The organism is Paraglaciecola sp., from assembly GCF_039943935.1.
GTDB lineage: Bacteria > Pseudomonadota > Gammaproteobacteria > Enterobacterales > Alteromonadaceae > Paraglaciecola.
The window spans coordinates 325,838-346,819 of the sequence record NZ_JBDUZQ010000023.1 but is presented as its reverse complement, the minus strand read 5'-3'; the positions used below and the strand labels follow the sequence as shown (position 1 = coordinate 346,819).

The window sequence follows — 20,982 nt, the reverse complement described above, 5'->3', positions numbered from 1 at the left end:
TGTATGGATATTGGGATGATTTTTACATTAATTATTTTATTTGCATTTGTGTTACCCATAGTTATTTACGGAACTTGGAGCACCCATAAAAAAGACATGGCCAAATTAAGTGTTAGCTTAAATGATTCTGAAAAAGAAAATTTAAAAAATGAATTAATGGCTGTGAAAAGCAGGCTAGAAGTTCTTGAAGCAATAGTTACTGATAAAAAATACCAACTAAATCAAGAGTTAAGTGATTTAAAATCGGTAAATTAGCTCTCTGCTGGTTTCAATTTAAGAACTATACAAATCGTTCGAGTAACATGTGATAATAGCCAGCAAGTAAGCTTGCTTCAATCATAAAGGACTAATCTTGAGCGATCCTATTATTTCACTAGTTGCGGTGGGGTTGTTCTCCATTGCCTGCCAGTTTTTATCATATAAAATTAAACTACCCGCAATCTTACCCCTTTTAATTACGGGGATTGTTGCAGGCCCTATCCTTGGCCTGTTAAATGCCGATTTACTGTTTGGTGATTTGTTATTCCCAATAGTGTCTTTATCAGTTGCAATTATTCTCTTCGAAGGTTCATTAACTCTTAAAATTCAAGACTTAAGTGGCCATGGCTCAATGGTTCGTAATCTTTGTACAATAGGGGCAATTATAACGTGGTTAATCGCTGCACCTGTCGCTCATTTTGCCCTAGGGATGTCATGGGAAATGGCCTTTTTATTTGGAGCAATTGTGACCGTAACTGGCCCCACAGTCATAGTCCCAATGTTACGTACAGTAAGACCGAGTTCTAAGATATCAAACATATTAAGGTGGGAAGGCATCGTCATTGATCCAATAGGTGCATTGCTGGCCGTACTAGTATTTGAATTTATTGTTTCAACTCAAAATGCGTTAACTCATACCTTTTATGCTTTTGCAAAAACTATAGTTGTTGGCTCTGTTTTTGGTGTCTTGTCAGGATATTTTATGGGGCTAGTGCTTCGCAACAATTTGGTTCCTCACTACCTTGTGAATACAGCAGTACTTACTTTAATGTTAGGCGCATTCGAAGGTTCAAATCTTATCGCTCATGAGTCAGGTTTATTAACAGTCACCATAATGGGGATGTGGTTGGCAAATATGAAGCGTGTCGAAGTAGAGAGTATTTTAGAATTCAAAGAAACCCTAAGTGTTTTGTTAATTTCTGGGTTGTTCATACTTTTGGCATCAAGAATTGAACTTGATGCCATACTAAATTTAGGTTGGGGAGCAAGTGTAGTCTTACTTGTCATTATGTTTGTCGCCAGACCCATCTCAGTACTTATTTCATCTACTGGTAGTAAATTATCTTGGCAAGAACTTGCGTTGTTAAGTTGGATTGCTCCCAGGGGGATTGTTGCCGCGGCTGTATCAGCTCTGTTTGCTCTAAAGCTTGAAGTATTAAATTACGCTCAGGTTGAATTATTGGTACCAATGGTATTTTTAGTAATAATAGTAACGGTTGTCATCCAAAGTTTAACTTCTGTTAGAGTAGCAACATATTTGGGACTTCGTGCCCCTGCCCCTTATGGTTTTTTAATATTTGGTGCATGTGCTTTTTCTCGTTTACTTGCAAAGGAGTTAATAAAACAAAAGGTGATTGTCAGTATTGCTGATACAAACTGGGAGGCGATAAGTAATGCGCGTATGGAAGGTATCCCAACATATTTTGGAAACCCTATGTCAGACCACGCTTCACGACACATGGATCTTTCGATATTTGGCAAAGTGCTAATCTTGTCACCTTACAAACAGCTTAATCCACTTATAACTCACCATTTTGAACATCAAATTGGAAAAGGATCTGTACTCGCTTTAAACTCAAATGACTCTAGCAAGTTAGCGAGTCATCAAGTTTCTGACTCTTTTTCTAAAAACTCAGGGCTTTTTTCTGAAGACAGTACATATGGAAAACTAGCAGGTTATGTGGCTAGAGGTGCTATCATTAAAACAACTCGCATGTCTGATGAGTTTACCTTTGATAGTTATGAAAAAGAATATGGTGACCGAATGGTTTTATTGTGTGCAATTGAACCAAATGGCCGCGTTCATATGTACACGTTGTTAAACAAAGTAAAAGTCAAATCTGATTGGCGATTGGTAAGTTTAATTAAATCTCATTAGTGCTAGTTCTTCACTGTGTATATAAACTTTATAAAATGTAATCAATTAGTGTAGATTTAATGCCACTAATTTTTCAGTTAACTCAGGAACCAATGTTTCATATTTTTTATGAATATATGGAAAGAGCTCATGCTTTTCTACTGCAGGCTCTAGCCTTATAATTTGACCGACATCTATTTCAGCACTCAATGCCACTAGAAATGTACTAGAGCCTACTAGGATGTCGATTCTATCCATCATTAACATGCCTAATGACTGGTCTAACGTATCCATCGCGTATAATTTAAAGCCATATTTTTCAGCAGCAAACTCAATAAATTTAATGCCTTTTCTATATCCTAATAAATATTCTTTTGGGATGCTAGGCCAGCCATTTACAACGAATTCTTTACCTGACTCTACATAAAAATAAACCCAATGTTCGTAACATGGTTCTTTAAGTTGCACTAAATTTGTGTACTCACTACTGAGACCACTCATTCTTGCAACTTCACCGCTAGTTATACCTTGGTTTGACATAGATAATGCACGAGCAGCAGGCATTAAATCGACTTTGAATGAGTACCCCATTTGCTTAAACGCGGCCAATAACTTTTGCTCACACACTATGCGAGCAGTATTATTTTCAATCGGAGATGAAAAAATAATGGTTTCTTTAGATTCGGCAAAGTTAAATACAAACCCAATCAATAAAATATAAAAAGCCGGAGATTTTGTAACAAGCATGCTTAAAAGTTTCCACCGTATACTAGAGTACTTATTTAAAGAATTGAGGTACATAAACTGGTTATTTAAGAACCCACATTACCTACCAGTTTAAGTCATCTGGAATGTCATAATCCGCATACCAATCATCATTTTCACTATCTTTTTGATCGCTTTCACTAATTGTATCTGCACGATATACAACTACGTTTACATCTCTCTCTGCAATTTTATTTGCAACGGGCATTGGCACTAGCTCATACCCATCATTAAGTTTAACAATTGCTAACTTTCCTTGGGTGATTTGCTTGTGAGTAACCTGACTAACATACATCCGTTTAATTTTGGTGCCATCAGTAAAATTACATACTAAGTCTTCACCATTTTTGCCTGCAAATTTTGGTTGTAAATTAACCTCAATAAGTTGTTTTATTTGCGCCAAGATTGCTTTTTTATCCGCTTCTTGTTTTGCTTTTTGATTAAGCTCGCGGTCTTTAGCTTTTTTAGCTTCGATTAGCTTTTCGGCAGATAGTTTGGCTTCATTAGTATTTATTATCTGTTTATTGTTCTTTTGTGCTATTGCTTGTTTGTGTTTCTGCTGCCTAACTTGTTTTGCCTTTTTCTTGTCAGTAAGACCAGCTTTAAGTAATTGTTCTTGAAGAGATAGGGCCATTTTGATTTGCCATTTTTAACAAAGTTACAAAAATATGGCAGCGACCAAAGTCGCTGCCATGCTATTTATCGCAAGATAAGCTAGTTTATTTTTTAGGTTTTTTGCGTTTATCTTCTACTTGCCACTTTCCATCTGTACACCAAGCAGACCAACCCGTTGCTTTACCTTCTTCGTTTTCAGACATGACATATTGTTGCTTTGTTTTTCGACTGTAACGAACGATAGTTCGATTACCATCTGGATCCTTATCTGGTGCATCTGCTAAATAATAGAACTTAGGTGAAATACGATCTCTGAATCGCGCTAACTCAGCAACTTGCGGTGCTCGAGTTTCTCTAGATTTCGGGAAGTTATGTGCAGCCAAAAAGATACCTGATGCACCATCACGCAACACAAAGTGAGCATCTGATTTAACACAAGGTAGTTCAGGCAAATCTGTTGGGTCTTCTTTAGGTGGCGCTGCTTCACCATTTCTAAGTAACTTACGGGTATTTTTACACTCTTCATTAGTACAACCGAAATACTTACCAAAGCGACCGCTTTTTAACTCCATATCAGATTGACATTTATCACACTCTAAAATCGGACCTTCGTATCCTTTAATTTTAAATGTTCCAGTTTCTACATGAACACCTTCACAGGTCGGCGTGTTACCACAAACATGTAATTTTCGAGTTTCATCAACAAGATAACTATCCATAGCGGTACCACATAAATGACAGCGACGCTTGGATCGTAATGCTTCGGTTTCTAACTCTTCCTCATCCTCTACTTTTACAACTTCGTCACCGGAAGTTAGATTTCTGGTACCAGTGCACCTTTCTTTGGGCGGCAGGTTGTAGCCTGAACAACCTAAAAATACTCCAGTGCTAGCAGTACGCACATTCATTTCTCGTCCACACTTAGGGCATTCAACATCAGTAGGAACGGCCTGATTTAAACGCATTCCGCCTTCTTCTGGTGGCTTTTCTGCCAAATGAAGCTTTTCCTCAAAGTCTTCATAAAATTCGTTTAACACACCTTTCCACGATGCATTTCCATCAGCAATTTCATCCAGCTGTTGTTCCATATTCGCGGTAAAATCATAACTGATGAGATCATCGAAATTTTCTAACAACCTATCGTTGACAATTTCACCCATTTTTTCAGCGTAAAAGCGTTTATTTTCTATTCTAGCGTAGCCTCTATCCTGAATAGTAGAAATAATACTAGCGTAAGTAGATGGCCGCCCTATTCCTCGCTTTTCTAATTCTTTTACCAAAGATGCTTCATTAAATCGCGCAATGGGTTTCGTGAAGTGTTGCTTAGGATCTAAGCTATTAAGAGTAAGGTTTTCACCTTCTTTTACGTCGGGTAATAATAAATCCTCATCGCCTTTTTTACGTTGAGGATTTTGAACCTTAGTCCACCCGTCAAACTTTAATACGCGGCCTTTAGCGGTTAATTCAAACTCCCCAGCTTTAACCCGTATAGTACTTGCATCATATTTAGCAGGTGTCATCTGACACGCTACAAATTGACGCCAAATAAGTTCATACAAACGCTGGGCATCACGTTCAACATCACCTAGAGATTCTGATTTAACCAGAACATTAGAAGGGCGAATGGCTTCATGTGCCTCTTGTGCTCCTTCTTTACTGCCGTATTTAAGTGGGTTTTCTGGTAAATATTTATTGCCAAAATTATCTGTAATATAATCACGACAACTATCAACGGCGTCTTTACTTAAGTTAGTGGAATCTGTTCGCATATAAGTAATGTGACCAGCTTCGTATAACCGTTGTGCCATCATCATGGTTTTCTTTACGCCAAAGCCTAATCTGGTACTCGCTGCCTGTTGTAAAGTTGAAGTAATAAACGGAGCAGAAGGCTTACTTTGTGTAGGTCTAGACTCTCTACTTACTACTTGATAATTAGCTTGCTCTAAAAATTTTACTGCATCATCAGTTTGCGCTTTATTAGTTGGTTTAAATGCAGTGCCATTTTCTTTAACCACTTGCATTTTAAGTTTGGTTTTTTGTGCGGTATTTAAGTCAGCATGCACATCCCAGAACTCCTCGGGAACAAATGCTTTAATTTCTCTTTCTCGTTCAACCACAAGCCTCACAGCAACTGATTGCACTCGCCCAGCAGAAAGGCCCCTAGCGACCTTCTTCCATAACAAAGGTGATACCATAAAGCCCACAACACGATCTAAGAATCGTCTAGCTTGCTGTGCATTAACGCGCTCGATATTCAACTCACCCGGGGCAGCAAACGCTTCTTGGATAGCATTTTGGGTAATCTCATTAAACACAACCCTTTGAAACTCTTTTCCTGGTTCGTCAATTAGTTCTCGAAGGTGCCATGCTATGGCTTCTCCCTCCCTATCCAAATCCGTTGCGAGATAAACGGTATCTGCGTTCTTAGCTAATTTTTTTAATTCATTTACAACTTTTTCTTTACCTTCTAATACATCGTAGTGAGCTTTCCAATCATGCTTTGGATCAATCCCCATACGATCTACAAGCTTTTTATATTCATAATCTCTAAGGTAATTTTCGCGTTTCTTTTCTGATAATAGTTTTAATTCTTTTGCTGGTTTTTTAGGCGCAACTTTCCCAACAGCCTTGTGAGGAAGATCCCTTACATGTCCGACACTAGATTTAACAATAAAATTTTTGCCGAGATATTTATTAATTGTTTTTGCCTTTGCCGGTGATTCGACAATGACCAATGATTTTGCCATAAATTGATTTTAACCTTTGATTTTTATAGGTTTTTAATAATAAGCAAGACTAAAGTTAGTCTATGCCTCTTTAAAATGCTTTTTAACATATATCGACAAAATGAATAGAAAACAAGTTCTTCTTCATACTTATTTATTTATGTCTTTTGAAAACCCGTGAATACTGTTCACTTTTCAACCATACGGATTGGCAGCGCAAACAAAAGCAGTATAATGCCCCGCAAAAGCCGATAAGTTAACTAAAACCTTTGCTTAATTATGAACAAAACCTACCTGATGAGAGATATTTATGAAACAATTTGAAGCTAATTTTGACGGTCTAGTTGGTCCAACTCACAATTATGCAGGTTTATCAGTTGGGAACGTTGCATCTTTAAGTAATGCAAGTTCTTCTAGCAGCCCTAAACAAGCCGCTAAGCAAGGGTTACAAAAAATGAAGGCATTAGCTGACCTAGGCATGGTTCAAGGTGTTCTCGCCCCACAGGAGCGCCCTGATGTCATATCCTTACGTCGTTTGGGCTTCACAGGCAACGATGCTAACGTTTTAGCCACTGCAGCCAAACAAGCACCTGCCATTTTTCAAGCATGTTGCTCTGCGTCAAGTATGTGGACCGCCAATGCTGCTACTGTATCACCCAGTGCTGACACAGCCGATGGAAAAATTCATTTTACACCAGCAAATCTAACTAATAAATATCACAGGTCATTGGAGCCGCAAGTAACCGGCAATATATTGAAAGCTACATTTAACGATAGTCGTTATTTTAGTCACCACACTCACTTACCAGACAATGAACATTTTGGTGATGAAGGCGCAGCTAATCACACCCGTTTATGTTCTCAATATGGTAAGTCAGGAGTTGAACTATTTGTTTATGGCCGTCACGCATTTGATCATAGTAAGCAAGCCCCAAAAAAATACCCAGCAAGGCAAACTCTTGAAGCAAGCCAAGCTGTGGCCAGATTGCATGGTTTGTCAGAAGAAAATGTTGTGTATATTCAACAGAACCCTGACGTAATTGACCAAGGTGTGTTTCATAATGATGTCATTTCAGTAGGTAACCAAAATGTACTGTTTTATCACGAACAAGCTTTTCTTGATTCAACTTCAAAATTAGATGAAATCAAACGAAAATTTGGTCAGAACGACCTACACTTACTGTGCGTCAAAACAGAAGAAGTAAGTGTTCAAGATGCAATAAAAAGTTACTTGTTTAATACCCAAATTATCACCCTAGCAAATGGTGAAATGGCCATTATTGCTCCAACAAACTGCCAAGAAAACCTTAATGTGTCTAAGTATTTAAGCGAAATTTCTACTCAAAACACCCCGATAAAACATGTTCGTTACTATGACGTTAAGGAAAGTATGCGTAATGGCGGTGGCCCGGCTTGTCTGCGGTTACGAGTAGCAATGACAGCAGAAGAGCACCAAGCCGTAAATCAGCATACCCTAATGAATGATGCTCAATTTGAACGCTTAAACACTTGGATAGATAATCATTATAGAGATACTTTAACTGTGGCAGATTTAGCTGACCCACAATTATTAATTGAATCAAGAACAGCTTTGGATGAGCTCACTCAATTATTAAAACTGGGCTCAGTATACCCGTTCCAACAAGTTTAAATATATGAACCAAACATAAAAAGCTCGGATAAACCGAGCTTTTTTTAAATGTAAACTATCAATTGTTAATCAATATCAAAGCATGAGGTGCTTCTTCCATATGGACTACTTGGCGGCGGCGATGCTTCATCTGTTAAATCAGTTGCAGCCACTGTTAAACTAAAGTTCTGCGTTTCAGAATCTTCACTACCAGCAGACTCACCATTTACCGCTATAGTTATATCTACCCAAGCACCAAACTGTTTAGCATAACTAACTTCAATTAGCATTTGACCATTTTCATCACTCAATCCCGAAGCTGGAATAGTCGCTACGTTACCTGGAGTAAGTTGCCCATCACCATTAAGGTCTTCGCCATCGTCTAATATTCCATTACCATCAATATCTTCATTTGGGCAAGTTGCCGTAACAAATGAATACCAGACATCTAAGTCGTCATCAAAAATCCAATATCCCTTACGAAAAACCCCACCCTGATTATATTTTTCTGGGGTTGCTGAAAACGTTAAATCTACATTTTCAACAGGATTAGAATTAGGGTCAGTAACAAATACAGAAAACTCCTTTGAGTAAGATGAGTCTGTAGGGATATCGATCAGCCTACCTGTACCTATAGAAATATCAAATGCTCGATTACCTACCGTTAAACTAACAAATTCAGACACCTCTGGTGATGAACCGTCAACAGTAGCATAAACTTTAACTGCTTCAAACGTACTTACGGCATTTGATGTATAAACCGTAGTTGCGATTCCACTGCTATCAGTAGTAGATTGGTTTACAGAAATATTGCCTCCACTTACATCGTCAACCAAGAAGTTAACCACTTTTCCTTTAACTAAATTTCCTTCTTCATCTCTAACAACTGCAGTGATTGTACTAGTTTGCCCATCAGGCCCGACTGAGTCAGGTGTGGCATCCACAATGATGCTATTGGCTTCGGCAGCAATAAATTCTACTTCTGTAGATGCGCTAACTTGATTACCTTCTCCGTCGATACCAGTGGCGGACAAAGAAGCAAAGCCAGCATTATCAGACCCAAGGGTGACAGTGACCTGCCCATTAACATCGGTAACTGAATCAGAGTTTATAATATTACCTCTGGAGGTTGTAAAGGACACATCTCCCCCAGCAAAAGCACTACTGTCTTTTAGCCATGTCAGCGTAAGAGTCACCTGCTCATTTAGCGTCACTTCTCTCGCTGGTAACGCAGTAAAAGAGAAATCATCTTCTTGAATTATAATATCAAAGCTACCTTCAGCATTAAGTGCTGTCGCTGTGATAGTATCTGCACCAGAAATACTTGATGAATATTGAATCGAAGCCTGTCCACTAGTGTTTGTGGTTACTGATGACGAACTCAAAGTTCCGTTTATTGCAGAAACGAATAAGGCTTCGTTTTCAATTCCATTACCGTCTGAGTCTACTAAACTAATAGTAACGGTAATAGGTGCATCTACAATTGCTGATGAAGCAGCATCAACGTTCACCTCTGTACCAACAACATCAATCTCAATTGATTTAGTAAAAACTGATGACTGAGCCGAAACAACAATAGTGCGGTTTTCTTGATTATTTTGAGTTGTCAAAGTAGCTCTAGCCGTTCCGTCTGCTTCAGTCGTACCTTGTATAATTTGTAAACTTGCACCTGAATCAGCAGAGAAAGTCACATCTATACCTTCAAGTAACACATTATTTGCGTCTTTAACTAAGGCAATCAGTTCAATTTCATCAGTACCGCTCGATGCGAGTTGAATAGTACTCGCATATAGATCTAATGACGCAGGTTGTTCACTAACTTGGGTCGTGCCTGTTGAGTTATAAGTAGTAGTGGCAGTTTCACCAGATTCAAGCAACGCTGTTATTAAACCAGCTCCAGAACCTTCACCCACTAAAATTTCAATCGTAGCTACACCATTACTATTAGTAGACGCCGTGCCAGCATCATTTCCAAACTCTGCGAGCCCTTCAGGTTGAAAAGACAAGGTTAACAAACTATCTGTTACTGGGTCTCCGTTAGAGTCGAATACTAATGCGGTTAAAGTCAAAGGTGTACCTTCTGCTAATTCCGATGAACCATTGCCGTTAGCATCTGTTAACGTTAACTCAATAGTTGTAGTGACAGTTACATCTGTATCTGTACCTATTGAACTGTCATCATCATCTCTAGAAATACTCCCTCCGCCCCCACAGGAAAAAAGACTAACTAAAGCCAAGACACTAAAAAGAGTTTTAAAACGTGAAATCATATACCTTTCCTATCCAATTATAAGGTTTGAGTCTGCAACTCATGCACTTTACTATTCAGGTTAGCGAACAAACTTGCTAATCTATTGTCGATTACTTTACGAAAGCTAATTAAATGGCTCGTGTATTAATGTTTACGATAAACATTTAATCACAGCGTCAACTAACAAAAACAAAAGCTTAGGATTTTCATGACCAAATCGAATCATGTATTACCACCAAAATCAGTAACCCCTAAAATGGGTCTCACCGCTCGTATCTTTATCGGCATGATCGCCGGAATAGTTATCGGAGCATTACTAAATAAGTTATTTGATGATAGCGGAGATTTTTCGTTTAGTGTATTGGGGATCCATGTTTCTACGTATGCACTTTTAGTCGACGGTATATTTAACGTAATTGGTTCAATATTTATTGCCAGCTTAAAAATGCTTGTTGTACCTCTGGTGTTGGTATCATTAGTTTGCGGCACCTCAAGCTTATCAGACCCCTCAAAACTTGGGCGTTTGGGCGGTAAATCTATTCTACTTTATATTGGCACTACTGCTATCGCCATAACCTTGGCTGTAGGATTTGCTTTATTGATTGCACCAGGAGAAGGTCTAAACCTTGAAACGAATGCATCGTATGTTGCAAAAGAAGCACCTTCATTGGGTCAGGTTATTATTAACATGATGCCTACCAATCCAATCAATGCTATGGCTCAAGGCAACATGTTACAAATTATTGTATTTGCTGTTTTATTTGGAATAGCAATGACAATGACAGGTGAAACGGGTAAACGCTTAACTGCAGTATTTGATGATTTAAGTGTGGTTATTATGAAATTAGTTACGATATTAATGAACTTAGCGCCATACGGTGTATTTGCACTAATGGCGAAATTATTTTCAACTGTTGATTTTGACACAATAAAAAGTCTAATTAAGTACTTTGCGTTAGTAATGTTTGTGCTGGGTGTCCATGCGTTTGTCTCTTATCCGATAATTTTAAAATTACTAAGCGGTCTAAACCCTCTTATTTTGCTCAGAAAAATGCGAGATGCCGCGTTGTTTGCATTTAGTACATCCAGTAGTAGCGCTACGTTACCTATCACTATGGAGACAGCCACTAAAAAACTAGGAGTTAAATCATCTGTCGCCTCTTTTACCGTGCCACTAGGCTCAACCATTAACATGGATGGCACTGCAATTATGCAAGGTGTGGCGACTGTGTTTATTGCTCAAGTTTATGCTGTAGATTTGAGCCTTAGTGATTATATGATGGTGATACTAACCGCCACACTAGCGTCTGTCGGTACCGCTGGTGTGCCGGGTGTAGGGCTGATTATGCTCGCGATGGTATTACAGCAAGTTAATTTACCTGTAGAAGGCATAGCGCTTATAATTGGTGTTGACAGATTACTTGATATGACTAGAACAGCAGTCAATGTAACTGGTGACTGTATGGTGGCCTGTATTGTTGGGAAAAGTGAAAATGAGCTTGATACAAATACATACAATGATTTAGAAGCAGGGTTGAAAGAAGACGTTAACTTGAAAGATATAAACGCTAAATCTTAATTAAGGTAGATTGAAAAAAAAGGCTTCAACATTCCATTTTGAAGCCTTTTTAATAAATAGAATTTAAGCTAATGACCTAACACTTTCGCTGGGTTTACCTTTGCAGCTTTAACCGCAGGATAAATGGTTGCTAATATGCTTAAGCCCATCGCAATAAAGACAGTCAGATATACGTCATGCCATTCTAATTTTGAGGGCAAGAAATCAATAAAATATACATCCCCAGATAGAAACTGCACACCAAATAAATTTTCTATAAACAATGAAATATCAGCCAAATAAAGAGAAAATATAACCCCTAATACTGCACCACATAGTGTGCCTATCACGCCATTCAATGTACCTTGCATCATAAACACCAGAATAATCAACCCGTTATCAGCACCAATACTTTTAAGCATTGCGATTTCACTTTGCTTTTCATTCACCGCCATAACCAAGCTAGAAACAATATTAAAACAGGCAACCGCGATAACTAAAGTCAAAGCTATATAAACGACAGCTCTAACTAATTGAATATCTTGATACAGATTACCGTCAGATATTGTCCAATTAGACATATAGACCTCAGATTGTAATCCATATCCAATTTCTTTTGTTAAGCTCTGCGCTTCAAAGGGCTCATCAAACCTCAAGCGAATGCCTTGAGCACCATTCGTGATATTTTGGGTTTCGGCCGCTAAAGACATATGCATAAAACCTGTATGATTACTTAACTCCCCTCCGAGTTCTATACTCCCCACCACCTCAAGTGTTAATGACTTAGGTGCCCTCAAACTTAAATCATCTGTTAACTGAGGTAAGAGTATTTGTACTTTATCCCCAACATTTAGGCTTAGATTTTCCAGTAAACCTTTTCCCAATATCACACCGGAGGTGTTACCCATAAACTCTTGCCATTCAATAGTGGAAACAATCTCCGGTAAAAAACCGGTTGCTGCATAGGAAAGTTCGAGCCCTGTCATATCCACAGCTTTCATTTTATTACCCTTTTGTAGCATGCCAGTTACTTTTACGTAGGGCTCAACAAACGTCACTCTAGGGTGGGCTTTCAGTAGCGCAATTTCATCTTTCCAATCATCAATACCTTGACGATAAACAGACTTATACTCAGCATGAGGGATTATAGATAAGAGTCGCTCTTTCAACTCATTTTCAAATCCATTCATAACAGATAGCAGCAAAATCAATACAAAACAGCCCAAACCAACTCCAAAAGTTGATGAGGCTGAAATAAATGAAATAAAACCATTTTGCCGTTTGTTAGAACGAAAACGCCACGCCAACAACCAAATTAACCGCATTAAAATCCACTCATATCACTGGTAGTTAATGTACCTTCAACCAAATTGAATGAACGGTCTAATCGGCTTGCCAATTTAATATCATGGGTTACCACCACAAAGCTGGTTTGCATGTGTATTCGTAAATCATTTAACAATTGATAAATGCTTTCGCCCGTCTTTTGGTCTAAATTCCCCGTGGGCTCGTCTGCCAAAATTAACTTTGGCTCTGTGACTAAAGCTCTTGCTATTGCAACTCGCTGGCGTTCACCACCAGACAATTCTGCAGGTTTGTGAAGTGCTCTATTTTCTAAACCAACCTTCTCCAACATAGCCATGGCTCGTTGGTTAGAATCTTTGATAGATACTTTACCGATCATTAGCGGCATAGCTACGTTTTCTAGGGCATTAAACTCAGGAAGTAGGTGATGGAATTGGTAAACAAACCCTAGAGACTGGTTTCTAAACTGTGCTTGTTGACGTTGCGAAAATTCAAATATGTTTTTACCTTCAAATAACACCTCACCTTCACTTGGTTTATCTAATGCGCCTAGTAGGTGTAACAGGGTGCTTTTACCAGATCCTGAGCTTCCCACAATGGCCACTTGTTCCGCTCTGTTAATTGCAAAGTTAAGTTTATTCAAAACCGTGACGCTATTTTCAGCTTCGTTGTATTCTTTACTTAATGACACGCAAGACAATAACTCTTCCATAATCAACATTTATTCCTAATCAAACTTTTGGCCCTTGAAATTACTTAACCGCTTTCGCTCTCGCCTTTTAGATAAAATTTTTGCCAACTTGCGCATACTTACGACTTGATCTTTCTCATCAATAATGTCAATTCCGAATAGGCTTTCTACTAGATCTTCCACGGTTAATATTCCTTCAAGGCCTCCATATTCATCAACTAACAACAACATATTACTACGTTTAGAGTGTAATAATTCAAATCCTTTTGCTAATGGCATAGTACTTAATATGGTCACCATCTCATGGGCAAACCCTTTCACTAATTTATCACCTTGCCCTTTAGAAAAGGCCAATAACAAATCTGATTTAAGTACATAACCATTAATATTTTCTGGCTCATTGAATTCATAAATTGGAATCCGTGAAAATGTAACCTCACCATGCTTATCTACAAATTCTGCTACGGTCATAAGTTCAGGAACCGAAAACACCACCGTCCGGTGAGTCATCGCCTCTCGAACTTTTATATTTTTCAAATTGAGTAGATTTTGCATGACAGTGGCTTCTGTAGCCGCAATTTGTCCCTCCTCTTGAGACAACGCTGCCATAGCCGACAATTCATCCCTACTTAAACCTTTTAAGGGTGACTCGTCATGCATTCTAGACGTCAACATATTGGCAAGTCTCACCAGAGGCCAAAGTATAATGATCAAGTACTTTAGAAAATAAGCAGTAGCAGGTGCCAGCTGGCGCCAGTATGTTGCACCTAAGGTTTTAGGAATAATTTCAGAAAAGACTAGAATCAATAAAGTTAAAACAGCAGATGCAACACCTAAATAAGCATCACCAAAAACAACAGCCGCTTGAGCTCCAGCTCCAGCAGCCCCCATAGTGTGCGCTATAGTATTCAAACTTAAAATAGCAGCTAACGGTTGATTTATATCCGTTACTTGTGACCGCAATAAACTGCCTGCAGCACCATTACCTTTTTCTAGAACTGAAATATAAGCAGAAGAAACACTTAGAATAACTGCTTCTGCAACTGAACAGATGAACGAAAAACCTAATGCAATAAAAATATATAATAACAACAAAAGCATGTTGATGACTTCTCTGGAAGGTATGTAAAAGCTAGTAAATTTAGGAGATAAATATTATCAAAACATTGAACTGCAAGCTAGGTTAGAGAGAGTTCTAGTTATATGAATTATGGAGAACTTTTTAAATAAGAATGTACAAAGATGACTTACCACTAACAAGTTTATTGGCGGAGTGGACGAGACTCGAACTCGCGACCCCCGGCGTGACAGGCCGGTATTCTAACCAACTGAACTACCACTCCGCATATAAACTGTATATTTGTTTTGATGTTGGCGGAGTGGACGAGACTCGAACTCGCGACCCCCGGCGTGACAGGCCGGTATTCTAACCAACTGAACTACCACTCCAGCCGTAATCAAAACATTACTGTTTAAGCACATCTAATTCCCCTAAGGGCAATATGTCTAAACACGTAATAAAGATAAAATTGAAATTGGCGGAGTGGACGAGACTCGAACTCGCGACCCCCGGCGTGACAGGCCGGTATTCTAACCAACTGAACTACCACTCCACAATCTTCAATATTATCAAACGGTTAGATAAGAATTAACCAACATCCCTCCTCAACCGCGGCGCAGATAATACGGGTTCAAATCGTACTAGTCAACAGGTTTTTAGCATGAAATACGCTTTAAATCGTTGATTGCTGCAGGATTGAACAATTTGTCCAAATCTACAGCGGGGAGAGACTCAAAAAGCATTTAAATACTTAAATCTTTAAAACCTTCGTTAGCTGGTTTAGATTGCTCTTTAGATTCATCAACAACCTTTTTAACAACTTTTGGCTGTCGTTTAAATATTTTCGCAAAAAAACCAGCAGTTTTTTCTGTTTCGCTTTCTTCTTTAATATTAAGTTTTGGTGCTGGTTTTAACTTTTGTAAAAACTCTTTAACTAAAAGATTTGGTCGCTTGCCCAATATAAACCAATAAATTAAAACACCACCAACGACAATCACTAGCGCATTTATACCAATAACTAAAGAATACAAACTGACCTTTGACATCTTTTGGTCTTCAAGTAACTGTTGTTCCAGCTCATTATTGTTTACTGTTTTACCATCAGGGCTATCTGTGGAAATTGGTTTCACTACTATTTCTGGTTCTGGTTCTTCTGATAAAAATGTATATTCTGGTACATCTAAAATAAACTCTCTACCATCTATAGTATTTCCGTAAGCTGTTAACTTGACGCGATACACCCCATAATCATAGTTAACAATTAAATACTCCCGTATATCCATAGACATATCGGTAATCGAAAAATTTTGAATGTCCCCATTTGGAAAACGAATTTTACCATCAATAAGCAAAGTTGAGATATCAACATGTTCTCGAAGAGCGTCTACCTTTAGCTTATGATATCCATCACCCCCTCCATCTAATTCAACATCAACTTTAATAGGATTAGCAAACAACTTAATAGGAGCATCGATTTGCTCCCTTGAATACATAGGCGTAGACACTTTAAACATAGGTATCCATTCCCCATCTGCAATAGCTAAATTAAATTGTCCCGTAAATACACCATCTAAAGGTACTTCATCCATGCCCTGACCATCATCTTCAAAGGTTGCAACTGTTTCGATTTTGGCCCCAAAATTATTAAAATCTGGATTATTAGTGCTTGCTAGTGTAATGGTTAACTCTACGACGTCTCTAAACGCAGCGTAGTCAATGGGTACACCACTATTTGTTAGATAAGCAGTCTGCTTTAAAATTTCACCTGAGAAAACTATTCTAGGCAAGGGGTCCGCGTGTAAAGCTAATTCACTAATAACCATCACACGACTGCCATCTTGAATTTGCCCAACTGCTTGCCAAGGACCAGGCGTCGGATTTTTTAAACTAATCATGTCGTAGGTAGCAGTATCAAACCAAAATATATCTTCACCATTGGCACTAGATTGAAAAATTTTTGAACCATCAGGCTTTACCAATACAATAGGTGCTGAACCATACTCTCGGAAGAAAATCATAGTGACTTCGTCCACTTCGTAATCAATCCTAAAGCGGTTTTGCAATAACTCAATATTGTTGTGAAATTCACTTCCTAATTGCGTCAGTGGTGGCTCTTTAGGCATGGATAACAGAGAATGGTTAGGTTGGGAAACAGGCGTTGCCATTTCATCCGCAGCGTAACCATATAAACTTAGCAATGTAACTATTGATAATAGGTAAGCGGATATCAGCCTTTTTGACATTTATTTTCAACTCATAATAAAACGGCGACTAATGGCGCCACAAACTGGCACCACCCTCTTTGACAACCAAGTCTATACGGCTTTCATGTTGTTCTAATTCATCGGCAGTTGCCTTTACAACCTTTAGCGGTTTTCTATCAAATGGTAAACGGCGAATCACTTCTACCTGCGAGCCTGAATCACCACTGGACTTCCCACTTAGGTTTAAATCAGTTTGTCCACCAGTCATCATTAGGTAAACATCTGCTAATATCTCTGAATCGAGTAAAGCGCCATGCTTCTCTCGGTGAGAGTTATCAATACCGTAACGTTTACATAGAGCATCAAGGTTATTCTTTTGACCTGGATGGATCTTTCTAGCTAAATCTAGCGTGTCTAAGACAGTACAAATTTGTGAGGTTTCTTTAATTTGATTACCCAGTAATCTTCGAAACTCATGATCCATAAAGCCAATATCGAAGGGCGCGTTGTGAATGACTAATTCTGCCCCGTCAATAAACTCTATGAAATCTTTTGCAATATGACTGAATAATGGTTTATCCGCTAGGTATTCATTGGTAATACCATGTACTTCAATTGCTTCTTGTTCAACTAAGCGTTCTGGGTTGATATAAACATGATAGGTTCGGCCCGTTAATTTTCGGCCTATCATTTCTACACACCCAATTTCAATAATTCGATGCCCTTGCTTAGGATCTATACCTGTGGTTTCTGTATCTAATACTATTTGACGCATTTCACTCTCTTTTGCTTGAGTAGCTGGTTTCGCTTTCTGGTATTATACTGGGCTAAATTTTAATTTCTTGAAATTTATCTTATTACTATTTAATTAAACTAATAGGCACTTATGAAACAAGTAGACATATATACAGACGGCTCATGCTTAGGTAACCCAGGACCTGGTGGATATGGTGCCGTATTAATTTTTGACAAACATCGTAAAGAACTTAGCCAAGGCTTTAAACATACTACCAATAATAGAATGGAATTATTAGCTACCATAGAAGCATTGGCAACATTGAATGAGCCTTGTGCAGTCAATCTAACTACTGATAGTCAATATGTAAAAAATGGAATTAACCAATGGATAAATAACTGGCGTAAAAATGGTTGGCGGACCGCAGCTAAAAAGCCAGTTAAGAACGTAGATATGTGGAAACGCTTAGATGAAGAGGTCAATCGTCACAAGGTAAGCTGGTTTTGGGTTAAAGGTCATTCTGGTCATCCGGAAAACGAAGCTTGCGACCAACTAGCCAGAAAAGCCGCAGAAGGTAAGTTTTTAATTGATGATAATGAGTTTTCAGAATAACTATTAACTGGTGATAAGGAAAATCCTTATCACTACTTATCGCTCCACATGGCATATTCATTATTATTTTTATCGAGGAAATGGAAGCGCCGCCCTCCAGGGAAATCAAATGTAGGCGTTTTAATACTGCCACCTGCAGCAACAATATCTACTTCGCTTTTTGCCAAATCATCGCTAAACAATACAACTAAAACACTGCCCTTATCTGCACACACACACTTTTCAGAAACATATAAGCCCCCATCAATTCCTGCCCCAATAATTGCGGCATAATCATCACCATAGTCAACAAACTCCCAACCAAACACTTTATTAAAGAAAGCTTTGCTCGAAGCAAGTGCTTTTACAGGTATTTCTATATAATTAATTTTATGATGTTGGCTCATACTGTTTTCCTTCAATACTTTATTTGTATTTTGAATATTTGCTAGCAAACAAGTTACTTAAGGCTTCTAACCTTTACTAATGTTAACTTTCACAATAAGTATCAGACCGCCAAAAATTTAGCGAAAAATAGAGTGTGCAGCTCCCGTTATTTACTGGAGCCATATTTCCATTCACTTGGCATAATAAACCGGTCTGACTCTTCTATTTTATATATGTTGATGACATCGAGTAAAGACATTGTCACTTCTGATAATTTACTAGCCGATTGGCCAATATCTTGCGCTCCTTTCATGTTCTCAGTTGACATAACCTCAATATCGCTAACATTTTCACTTACTTCTCTAACTACGGATATTTGCTCAACTGCACCAGTACTAATAGATGTACTCATAGACTCTACAGTTTTCATACTTGTTAAAATTTGACTAAATGCCTGGTCTATGACGCTTGATAATTCAACTGTCTCACTAGCCTTTTCTCTCCCTTCAGTAATACCTTCCATCGCCCGCTTAGAATCACTTTGCAACGATGCAATAATGTCAGAAATCTCTTCGGTTGAACTTTGTACTCTTTGAGCCAGAGCTCTAACTTCATCTGCAACTACAGCAAAGCCCCGCCCCTGTTCTCCTGCTCTGGCAGCCTCAATAGCAGCATTTAGTGCCAGTAAATTAGTTTGTTGTGCAACAGACTGAATAACCTCTAAAACAACTGATATGTTTACAACTCCTTCATTAACCGCACCAATAATAACGTTCAAATTTTCAACTTCAGATGCCACCCCTTCGATGCTGGTCAGTGCATTTGATACTGAAGTTCTCCCTTTGTCACAGTCTTTGACAACTTTCATGACTGATGAAGTCGACTCTTCAATTTGTCTACCAATATCCCCCATACTGACAGATATCTCTTCAACTGCAGCTGAAGCACTGGCTGTCGCTACTTGTTGTCTTTCAATATTTATGTCGGTGTCTACTACAGAGACAACGGTATCGTGAGTTGACGACACCGCTTCATAGGCTGTTTTTGCGATTGTGACAAAATCTAAACGGATTTGTTCCAATAATTGATTGAAGCGAACAGCTGATTGACCTAAATGATCCTGCGATAAAATAGCAATACGCTTAGTTAAATCGTGTTCTCTATCTATAACATTCAATGTATTTTTTATTTCTGTTGCTTGTTTGCCCATAGTTCGAATCGTGATAAATACTAAATAAGTTAACAATAACACCACAATTAAAAACACTATCATTACCAGAATGAATACAAACGAATTGAAGTACATGGTATCAATCTCCACATGCAGCGCTTTGATACTCTCAAACTCCAATTTTTTTAACTCACCTATACGCGCTGTCGCAGCATCAAACCAGGTCTCTGGCAGAACGGTATACTTACCTGTTAACGCTTCAGATATAACTTGTTGCCGTAACTTTATAATCGAGTTATTTTCTTTACTAGTATTGAATCTATTATATCGCTCAAACCACTCCAGATTATCAGGCATAGATTTATTATAAGAGTCCTGATAAGAGTTTTGATTAGCAATCAGAGAATATACTCTTTTTTTGTTGTCTTCTGATAACGACTGTCCCGCTAGAACATTGGTGAGAACAGCCCTTTCAATACCGGCATTCTCTTTAACTTGCATTAAGTTATAAGAAGAAATCAGCCCTTGGACTACTCCATTTAAATCAACAAATTCTATTAAAGCAAGTGGCTGTTTAATAAGCTCTCTATTTATTTTAGTGTAAAAGCCTAGAGCATCAGCTAAATTAATAGTCTGTGTATCTATTTTTTGTCGAATGTCTGACAGGTTTTTTAAGTGACTCAATACTGCACTAATATCAAGGTTTAAATCCTTACCCAGATCATCATTATATTGCGTCGTAAAATCACGATATTGTTGGAGATTTTGGTCGACCAGCTTTCTCTGAGTAATCAATTCAGCTTTAAACTTAACCCCCTTCGACCCCAAAAAACCTGAAGACATGCCTCTTTCTTTTTGTAATTCATGAACTAAAGCTGCGGCATTATCAGCTAATGTTAATAAATGAGAGCCTTTTGACGCATTTTGAACGTCTTGCGCTTTAACTAAAAACTCAGTCAATACAATAAGAAATAATAATAATGAGGGAATTACAATTAAAACGGAAACATAGCGAGATATAGCTTGCATAAAAACGTCCTTATCTAAACATGTTAATAGAATTCATATATTCATTACAATTATACTCAACTTATATACAAGGTGGTAAAAATTAAGAGTATTTTTTTACCAAAAAATTAAATTAAACAAAAAAAAAGCTGATATAAAAATATCAGC

The 20,982-nt window shown here is 38.1% G+C and carries 16 protein-coding genes and 3 tRNA genes; 5 read left to right on the top strand and 14 right to left on the bottom strand.

From position 1 onward, the window contains the following. Positions 1-3 precede the first annotated feature (3 nt). On the top strand, positions 4-255 hold the full coding sequence (locus tag ABJD71_RS16345; RefSeq protein ID WP_348171841.1) for a hypothetical protein: 252 nt from the start codon (positions 4-6) through the stop codon (positions 253-255). Positions 256-352: 97 nt separating this feature from the next. Beyond that, positions 353-2,137 carry a sodium:proton antiporter gene (locus tag ABJD71_RS16340; protein ID WP_348171839.1) on the top strand — a complete coding sequence of 595 codons (1,785 nt, stop codon included), beginning with the start codon at positions 353-355 and terminating at the stop codon, positions 2,135-2,137. 45 nt (positions 2,138-2,182) lie between these two features. Here ABJD71_RS16340 and ABJD71_RS16335 read toward each other — a convergent pair whose 3' ends face one another. The 3 genes from ABJD71_RS16335 to topA all read right to left on the bottom strand — a co-directional run bounded on the left by ABJD71_RS16335 (position 2,183) and on the right by topA (position 6,243). After that, positions 2,183-2,863: a hypothetical protein gene (locus ABJD71_RS16335; RefSeq protein WP_348171836.1), complete on the bottom strand. Its 681-nt coding sequence runs from the start codon at positions 2,861-2,863 to the stop codon at positions 2,183-2,185. 82 nt (positions 2,864-2,945) lie between these two features. Continuing rightward, positions 2,946-3,515, bottom strand: a complete 570-nt coding sequence (locus ABJD71_RS16330) for a DUF2058 domain-containing protein (RefSeq protein ID WP_348171833.1) — start codon at positions 3,513-3,515, stop codon at positions 2,946-2,948. Positions 3,516-3,600: 85 nt separating this feature from the next. Then, on the bottom strand, positions 3,601-6,243 hold the full coding sequence (gene topA / locus ABJD71_RS16325; protein WP_348171830.1) for a type I DNA topoisomerase: 2,643 nt from the start codon (positions 6,241-6,243) through the stop codon (positions 3,601-3,603). A gap of 289 nt (positions 6,244-6,532) precedes the next feature. Here topA and astB point away from each other — a divergent pair, with 289 nt between their 5' ends. Then, a complete protein-coding gene (astB, locus tag ABJD71_RS16320; protein WP_348171827.1) occupies positions 6,533-7,873 on the top strand; it encodes an N-succinylarginine dihydrolase in 1,341 nt (446 codons plus the stop codon). Between the two features lie 65 nt (positions 7,874-7,938). On the opposite strand, the gene ABJD71_RS16315 is transcribed toward astB, so the two are convergent. Beyond that, positions 7,939-10,122 carry an Ig-like domain-containing protein gene (locus tag ABJD71_RS16315; RefSeq protein WP_348171824.1) on the bottom strand — a complete coding sequence of 728 codons (2,184 nt, stop codon included), beginning with the start codon at positions 10,120-10,122 and terminating at the stop codon, positions 7,939-7,941. A gap of 189 nt (positions 10,123-10,311) precedes the next feature. On the opposite strand from ABJD71_RS16315, the gene ABJD71_RS16310 reads away from it, so the two are divergent. Then, on the top strand, positions 10,312-11,682 hold the full coding sequence (locus ABJD71_RS16310; protein ID WP_348171821.1) for a dicarboxylate/amino acid:cation symporter: 1,371 nt from the start codon (positions 10,312-10,314) through the stop codon (positions 11,680-11,682). Between the two features lie 68 nt (positions 11,683-11,750). Here ABJD71_RS16310 and ABJD71_RS16305 read toward each other — a convergent pair whose 3' ends face one another. The 8 genes from ABJD71_RS16305 to dnaQ form a co-directional block, all read right to left on the bottom strand. Further along, a complete protein-coding gene (locus ABJD71_RS16305) occupies positions 11,751-12,986 on the bottom strand; it encodes a lipoprotein-releasing ABC transporter permease subunit (protein WP_348171818.1) in 1,236 nt (411 codons plus the stop codon). Further along, complete coding sequence (gene lolD, locus ABJD71_RS16300) at positions 12,986-13,678, bottom strand: lipoprotein-releasing ABC transporter ATP-binding protein LolD (protein WP_348171816.1); 693 nt, start codon at positions 13,676-13,678, stop codon at positions 12,986-12,988. The genes ABJD71_RS16305 and lolD overlap by 1 nt, the downstream gene beginning before the upstream one ends. Before the next feature lie 15 nt (positions 13,679-13,693). Beyond that, on the bottom strand, positions 13,694-14,758 hold the full coding sequence (locus ABJD71_RS16295) for a CNNM domain-containing protein (protein ID WP_348171813.1): 1,065 nt from the start codon (positions 14,756-14,758) through the stop codon (positions 13,694-13,696). A gap of 165 nt (positions 14,759-14,923) precedes the next feature. Then, positions 14,924-15,000: transfer RNA gene (locus tag ABJD71_RS16290), tRNA-Asp, on the bottom strand. Between the two features lie 29 nt (positions 15,001-15,029). Then, positions 15,030-15,106 (bottom strand) — tRNA-Asp (locus ABJD71_RS16285). An 87-nt stretch (positions 15,107-15,193) separates the two neighbouring features. Further along, positions 15,194-15,270: transfer RNA gene (locus ABJD71_RS16280), tRNA-Asp, on the bottom strand. 190 nt (positions 15,271-15,460) lie between these two features. After that, complete coding sequence (locus tag ABJD71_RS16275) at positions 15,461-16,882, bottom strand: TIGR03503 family protein (protein WP_348171969.1); 1,422 nt, start codon at positions 16,880-16,882, stop codon at positions 15,461-15,463. Between the two features lie 106 nt (positions 16,883-16,988). Then, positions 16,989-17,696 carry a DNA polymerase III subunit epsilon gene (gene dnaQ / locus ABJD71_RS16270; RefSeq protein WP_348171810.1) on the bottom strand — a complete coding sequence of 236 codons (708 nt, stop codon included), beginning with the start codon at positions 17,694-17,696 and terminating at the stop codon, positions 16,989-16,991. A gap of 111 nt (positions 17,697-17,807) precedes the next feature. On the opposite strand from dnaQ, the gene rnhA reads away from it, so the two are divergent. Then, entirely contained in the window at positions 17,808-18,269 is a 462-nt protein-coding gene (gene rnhA, locus ABJD71_RS16265; protein WP_348171807.1) for a ribonuclease HI, read from the top strand. A 32-nt stretch (positions 18,270-18,301) separates the two neighbouring features. Here rnhA and ABJD71_RS16260 read toward each other — a convergent pair whose 3' ends face one another. Both ABJD71_RS16260 and ABJD71_RS16255 read right to left on the bottom strand, forming a co-directional pair. Next, positions 18,302-18,655: a VOC family protein gene (locus ABJD71_RS16260; protein WP_348171804.1), complete on the bottom strand. Its 354-nt coding sequence runs from the start codon at positions 18,653-18,655 to the stop codon at positions 18,302-18,304. Between the two features lie 146 nt (positions 18,656-18,801). Continuing rightward, positions 18,802-20,835 (bottom strand): methyl-accepting chemotaxis protein, encoded by a 2,034-nt coding sequence (locus ABJD71_RS16255; protein ID WP_348171801.1) that lies wholly within the window; start codon positions 20,833-20,835, stop codon positions 18,802-18,804. Positions 20,836-20,982 lie beyond the last annotated feature (147 nt).

What these genes read in the sequence shown, in the direction of transcription:
- ABJD71_RS16295 (WP_348171813.1), bottom strand. Translation starts at nt 14,758, where the DNA reads ATGCTTTTGTTGTTATTATATATTTTTATTGCATTAGGTTTTTCGTTC.
- rnhA (WP_348171807.1), top strand. Translation starts at nt 17,808, where the DNA reads ATGAAACAAGTAGACATATATACAGACGGCTCATGCTTAGGTAACCCA.
- ABJD71_RS16260 (WP_348171804.1), bottom strand. Translation starts at nt 18,655, where the DNA reads ATGAGCCAACATCATAAAATTAATTATATAGAAATACCTGTAAAAGCA.
- topA (WP_348171830.1), bottom strand. Translation starts at nt 6,243, where the DNA reads ATGGCAAAATCATTGGTCATTGTCGAATCACCGGCAAAGGCAAAAACA.
- ABJD71_RS16310 (WP_348171821.1), top strand. Translation starts at nt 10,312, where the DNA reads ATGACCAAATCGAATCATGTATTACCACCAAAATCAGTAACCCCTAAA.
- ABJD71_RS16305 (WP_348171818.1), bottom strand. Translation starts at nt 12,986, where the DNA reads ATGCGGTTAATTTGGTTGTTGGCGTGGCGTTTTCGTTCTAACAAACGG.
- lolD (WP_348171816.1), bottom strand. Translation starts at nt 13,678, where the DNA reads ATGGAAGAGTTATTGTCTTGCGTGTCATTAAGTAAAGAATACAACGAA.
- ABJD71_RS16335 (WP_348171836.1), bottom strand. Translation starts at nt 2,863, where the DNA reads ATGCTTGTTACAAAATCTCCGGCTTTTTATATTTTATTGATTGGGTTT.
- ABJD71_RS16275 (WP_348171969.1), bottom strand. Translation starts at nt 16,882, where the DNA reads ATGGCAACGCCTGTTTCCCAACCTAACCATTCTCTGTTATCCATGCCT.
- ABJD71_RS16255 (WP_348171801.1), bottom strand. Translation starts at nt 20,835, where the DNA reads ATGCAAGCTATATCTCGCTATGTTTCCGTTTTAATTGTAATTCCCTCA.
- ABJD71_RS16315 (WP_348171824.1), bottom strand. Translation starts at nt 10,122, where the DNA reads ATGATTTCACGTTTTAAAACTCTTTTTAGTGTCTTGGCTTTAGTTAGT.
- dnaQ (WP_348171810.1), bottom strand. Translation starts at nt 17,696, where the DNA reads ATGCGTCAAATAGTATTAGATACAGAAACCACAGGTATAGATCCTAAG.
- astB (WP_348171827.1), top strand. Translation starts at nt 6,533, where the DNA reads ATGAAACAATTTGAAGCTAATTTTGACGGTCTAGTTGGTCCAACTCAC.
- ABJD71_RS16345 (WP_348171841.1), top strand. Translation starts at nt 4, where the DNA reads ATGGATATTGGGATGATTTTTACATTAATTATTTTATTTGCATTTGTG.
- ABJD71_RS16330 (WP_348171833.1), bottom strand. Translation starts at nt 3,515, where the DNA reads ATGGCCCTATCTCTTCAAGAACAATTACTTAAAGCTGGTCTTACTGAC.